This window comes from Pseudomonas sp. CM25, from assembly GCF_013179705.1.
GTDB lineage: Bacteria > Pseudomonadota > Gammaproteobacteria > Pseudomonadales > Pseudomonadaceae > Aquipseudomonas.
Genome location: NZ_JABMCW010000367.1, coordinates 1 through 5078, shown reverse-complemented (window position 1 = coordinate 5078; position 5078 = coordinate 1). Strand labels below are relative to the sequence as shown.

General features: G+C 64.9%; 5 protein-coding genes and 1 riboswitch. Of the genes, 1 reads left to right on the top strand and 4 read right to left on the bottom strand.

Annotated features, from left to right (window positions below):
• Positions 1-313 precede the first annotated feature (313 nt).
• From dxs to ribB, 4 genes are all read right to left on the bottom strand, one after another.
• Complete coding sequence (gene dxs, locus HP546_RS25685) at positions 314-2209, bottom strand: 1-deoxy-D-xylulose-5-phosphate synthase (RefSeq protein WP_172231272.1); 1896 nt, start codon at positions 2207-2209, stop codon at positions 314-316.
• Positions 2210-2385: 176 nt separating this feature from the next.
• Positions 2386-3273, bottom strand: coding sequence for a (2E,6E)-farnesyl diphosphate synthase (ispA, locus tag HP546_RS25680; protein WP_172231269.1), 888 nt, complete (start codon positions 3271-3273; stop codon positions 2386-2388).
• The gene (locus HP546_RS25675) at positions 3270-3512 is read right to left on the bottom strand and encodes an exodeoxyribonuclease VII small subunit (protein ID WP_027594918.1); all 243 of its coding nucleotides are present in this window, start codon (positions 3510-3512) and stop codon (positions 3270-3272) included. Before HP546_RS25675 ends, ispA begins: the two co-directional genes overlap by 4 nt.
• 136 nt (positions 3513-3648) lie before the next feature.
• Complete coding sequence (ribB, locus tag HP546_RS25670) at positions 3649-4299, bottom strand: 3,4-dihydroxy-2-butanone-4-phosphate synthase (protein ID WP_172231266.1); 651 nt, start codon at positions 4297-4299, stop codon at positions 3649-3651.
• An 81-nt stretch (positions 4300-4380) separates the two neighbouring features.
• Positions 4381-4522: riboswitch (FMN riboswitch) on the bottom strand.
• Positions 4523-4584: 62 nt separating this feature from the next.
• Between ribB and HP546_RS25665 the strand changes: the two genes are divergently transcribed.
• On the top strand, positions 4585-4800 hold the full coding sequence (locus HP546_RS25665) for a hypothetical protein (RefSeq protein ID WP_372242463.1): 216 nt from the start codon (positions 4585-4587) through the stop codon (positions 4798-4800).
• The last annotated feature ends 278 nt before the right edge of the window (positions 4801-5078 follow it).

The window sequence follows — 5078 nt, the reverse complement described above, 5'->3', positions numbered from 1 at the left end:
GGTCGATGTCGGTGCGGGTGAAGACGGTGTTGGCGGCACTGGTAGCGGTGCGCGATTCGACCTGGCGGCTGGCGCTGATCAGCACGTCGGGGAGCTTGAGGGCGTCGTCGCGTTCGGCGGCCAATAGCGGCAGGGGGAGGCAGAGCAGGGTGGCAAAGGTTGGGGATTTCATGGGCATAACCATTTTACGAGGGCTGCGCCCTCGATCGCGACACAAGGCCGCTCCTACAGGTATTGCGAAGGCCGGGAGAGCGGCGCGGTCTCTGTAGGAGCGGCCTTGTGTCGCGAAAGGGCCGCAAAGCGGCCCCAGGGATTACAGGCCGAGCTTGGCCATCCGAGCTTTGACAGCAGCCTCGATGCCGGCCGCATCCAGCCCACACTCGGCCAGCATCTGCGCAGGCTTGGCGTGCTCGACATAGATATCCGGCAGCCCCAGGTGCAGCAGCGGCTTGAGCACCGCCTGGCTGGCCAGGAACTCACCCACCGCCGCACCGGCACCGCCCATGATGGCGTTTTCTTCGATGGTCACCAGCAGTTCATGGCTGGCAGCCAGTTCCAGCACCAGGGCCTCGTCCAGCGGCTTGACGAAGCGCATGTCGACCACCGTGGCGTTGGTCTGCGCAGCTACCTGCATGGCCTCGGCCAGTTGCACGCCAAACACCAGCAGGGCGACTTTTTCGCCTTGCCGGCGGACCACGCCCTTGCCGATTTCCAGTGGCTCGAGGTCACCGCTGATCGGCGCATTCGGGCCGGTACCACGCGGGTAGCGCACCGCTGCCGGGCCGTTGTACAGGTGGCCGGTGCTGAGCATCTTGCGCAACTCGTTTTCGTCGCTTGGGGTCATCACCAGCATGCCGGGGATGCAGCGCAGGTACGACAGGTCATAGCTGCCCGCATGGGTCGGGCCGTCTTCGCCCACCAGGCCGGCGCGGTCGATGGCGAACAGCACGTCGAGGTTCTGCACCGCCACGTCGTGAATCAGCTGGTCGTAAGCGCGCTGCAGGAAGGTCGAGTAGATCGCCACCACCGGCTTGCTGCCCTCGCAGGCCATGCCGGCGGCCAGGGTCACCGCGTGCTGTTCGGCAATCGCCACGTCGAAGTAGCGCTCAGGGTAACGCTCGCTGAAGTCGACCAGGTCGGAGCCTTCCTTCATCGCCGGGGTAATGCCTACCAGACGCTTGTCGGCGGCGGCCATGTCGCACAGCCACTGGCCGAACACGGCGGAGTACTTCGGGCCGCTGGCTTTCTTGGGCGCGGCAGGTTTGTCGGCCGGCTCCAGCTTGGTGATGGCGTGGTAGCCAATCGGGTCGACCTCGGCCGGGGCGAAACCCTTGCCTTTCTTGGTCACCACATGCAGGAACTGCGGGCCCTTGAGGTCACGCATGTTGCGCAAGGTGGCGATCATGGTCGGCAGGTCGTGGCCGTCGATCGGGCCAATGTAGTTCCAGCCCAGCTCTTCGAACAGCGTGCCCGGCACCAGCATGCCCTTGGCATACTCCTCGGTGCGGCGGGCGATTTCCCAGGCACCCGGCAGGCGCGACAGCACTTTCTTGCTGCCTTCGCGCATGCTCGCGTAGGTGCGGCTGGAAAGAATCTTGGCCAGGTAATTGGACAGGCCGCCGACATTGCGCGAAATCGACATGTCGTTGTCGTTGAGGATCACCAGCATGTCGGCGTTGACTTCCTGGGCGTGGTTCAACGCCTCGAAGGCCATGCCGGCAGTCAGCGCGCCATCACCGATCACCGCAATCGACTTGCGTGCGCTGTTCTGCAGGCGGGCGGCAATGGCCATGCCCAGCGCGGCACTGATCGAGGTGCTGGAGTGGCCGACGCCAAAGGTGTCGTACTCGCTTTCGCTGCGGCGCGGGAAGGCGGCGATGCCGTCCTTCTGGCGCAGGCTGAGCATGCGGTTGCGGCGCCCGGTGAGGATCTTGTGCGGGTAGGCCTGGTGGCCCACGTCCCACACCAGCCGGTCGTCCGGGGTGTCGAAAACGTAGTGCAGGGCGATGGTCAGCTCGATCACGCCCAGACCGGCACCAAAATGCCCACCGGTCTGACCCACGGTGTAGAGCAGTTCCTGGCGCAATTCGTCGGCCAGGGTCTCCAGGTCGGCTTCGGCCAGCCGGCGCAGGCCGGCAGGCGTGTCAGCGCGGTCGAGCAACGGCGTGACCGGGCGTTCGCGGGGGATCTCTTGAAACGTCGTGGGCATCAGGCGAGTCGTTATAGGTTTGAAGTGGCGGCAGTTTACCCCATTGTGGGAAAAGTGCCCATTCGACCACGGGTTGCGGGGCCCCTGGTGGGCGCAGCTTTACCTGTGAATGCGGCGCTGGATCAACAATCGCATTCGCGGGTAAACCTCGCTCCTACAAGGATTGATGTAGCAGCTTAGTTGCGGCGTTCGACGATGTAACGCGCCAGCGCCCGCAGCGGCTCGGCGTTTTCGCCGAAGCCTTGCAGTGCGAGCAACGCCTGGTCGCGCAGTTCTATCGCATAGGCCTTGGCCGCTTCCAGGCCGAGCAGGGCCGGGTAGGTCGGTTTGTCACGGGCTATGTCAGCGCCTTGGCGCTTGCCCAGGGTGGCGGTGTCGCTTTCCACGTCGAGGATATCGTCCTGCACCTGGAACGCCAGCCCGATGGCCTGTGCATACGTCTGCAGCGCATCCAGCTGCGCCGGTTCGGCGCGGGCACTGGCCAGGGCGCCCAGGCGCACGCTGGCTTCGATCAGTGCACCGGTCTTGTGCCGGTGCATGAACTCCAGCGCCTGCTGGTCCAGTTTCAGGCCAACCGAGCCCAGGTCGATGGCCTGGCCGCCGACCATGCCGGCCGGGCCGGCAGCCTTGGCCAGGGTCTGCACCATGGCCAGGCGGATGCTGTCGGCCTGCGGGCTCAAACCCGGGTCGAGCAGGGCGCCAAAGGCCAGGCTTTGCAAGCCGTCGCCAGCGAGGATGGCGCAGGCTTCGTCGAATGCTTTGTGGGTAGTTGGCTGACCACGGCGCAGGTCATCGTCGTCCATGGCCGGCAGGTCATCATGTACCAGCGAGTAGGCGTGGATCAGCTCTACAGCGCAGGCAGCGCCGTTGGCTTGTTCGGCCGGGGCACCCAGCGCTTCGCAGGCCGCGTAGGCCAGCAACGGGCGTACCCGCTTGCCGCCGTTCATCACGCTGTAGCGCATGGCGGCGTAAAGGCGTTGCAGTTCATCGGTAGGCGCGACGAACAGCGGCTCGAGGGCTGCGTCGACACGCGCCTGGCAGTTGGCCTGGTAGGTGCCAATCATGCTTCCGGCTCCGCATCGAAAGGCTGCGCGGCCAGTTCGCCATCGCGCTCCAGCAGAATCTGCACCTTCTGCTCGGCCTGCGCCAGGGCGCCTTGGCAGTCCCGGGTCAGGGCGATGCCTTGCTCGAAGGCGGCCAGCGAGTCTTCCAGCGACAATTCGCCGTTCTCCAGGCGCTCGACCAATGCTTGCAGGTCTGCGAGGGATTGCTCGAAATCGAGGGAGGCTTTTTTGCGGGCCATGGCGACTGTCTCGGTAGCTGGTCAGAACGGCGCGACACTAGCAGAGCGGGGCGGGGGGAGCAAACTTCAGGGGTAATGAGGCTGGTTTCAAAGCCCCATTCGCGGGCTTGCCCGCGAATGGACCCAGTGTGGTCTATCAGGCAGGCTCGGCTTCCAGCTCCACCATCGCTTCCCGGTAGCGCGCCAGTTCCTCGATGGTCAGCACCGGCAGATTGTATTGCCGCGCGTACACTGCCACCTGCTCGCCGCGGGCCATGCTGCCATCGGGGTTCATCAGCTCGCACAGCACCGCCGCCGGACGCAGGCCGGCCAGGCGTGCCAGGTCCACCGAGCCCTCGGTGTGGCCACGGCGGGTAAGCACCCCGCCATTGCGGGCGCGCAGCGGGAATAAATGCCCCGGGCTGACAATGTGGCGCTGTTCGGCAGTGGAGCGCAGTGCCGCAGCAATGGTGGTAATGCGGTCCTGGGCCGAAACGCCGGTAGTGATGCCTTCTGCCGCCTCGATAGTGACGGTGAAGCCAGTGCCATGCCGGGCCTGGTTGTTCTGCACCATCGGCGCCAGCTGCAGCTCGTCGACGGTTGCCTCGTCCAGGCACAGGCAGACGATGCCGCTGCAATCGCGAATCATCATGGCCATGGTCTGCAACGAAATGTTCTCGGCGGCGGCAATGATGTCCGCTTCGTCCTCGCGGTCGTCATCGTCGAGCAGCAGCACAGGGCGCCCGGCCTTGAAGGCAGCGATGGCGGCACTAACGTTGGGGTATTGCGGGTGGTAGCGGGTGGACATGAAACGCTCCTCGTTAATGATCGATGAACGTCTCGGGGCGAACAAAATGCGCGCGCAGGGGCGCCCGAAACGGCCCCTGCCTGACGCCTTCTTTCATCCGGACTATGACCGTCGGCTCTGGAGTCGCACCAGATCTGCTGACCCCCGGCATGGCCGGGGCGCTCGCGGGCTCATCTTTCGATTTACCGCCGGTGGGGACTTGCACCCCGCCCTGAAGACCGGCCAAGCATACAGCACAGGGCCACCCCACTGGCAACCCGCGGATCTACGACCTTCGGCGCAATCGTGCCGCTACGTAGGCTGCAGATCGATCGGCGCCACGGCGGCCACCCTTGGCCGCATGCGATGCTGTCGTACCCGGTGACTTCGAAGCTGACGGCTACGTTCAACGTCAACAACCTGTTTGACCGGGACTACCTGTCGCGGGTGGGATCGACCTCGACGTTCAACTTCTATGGGCCTTCGCGGAGCATGATGGTTGGGGCGCGGTATGAGTTCTGATGGGGATGGGGCGGGTAGGTGCATGTCGGGAGATTTGCTGCGCCTGTGACAAGCGCCGCCCGCGCGGCGCTTCGCGGAACAAGCCCGCTTACACATTTGTTTCGGACCAGTTACTCCTGAAGCCGAAGCACTCGGCCGCTTGGGGCCCGCCATGATATCGAGTTGGTGGGCGCTGACCGGGAGGGTTTTGCCAGCGCCGCGAATTTTCTGCGGGCATTAAAAAGCCGGCTTGTGGCCGGCTTCTCGGGGACGGCTCCGACTAATTTATGGTAAGTCGC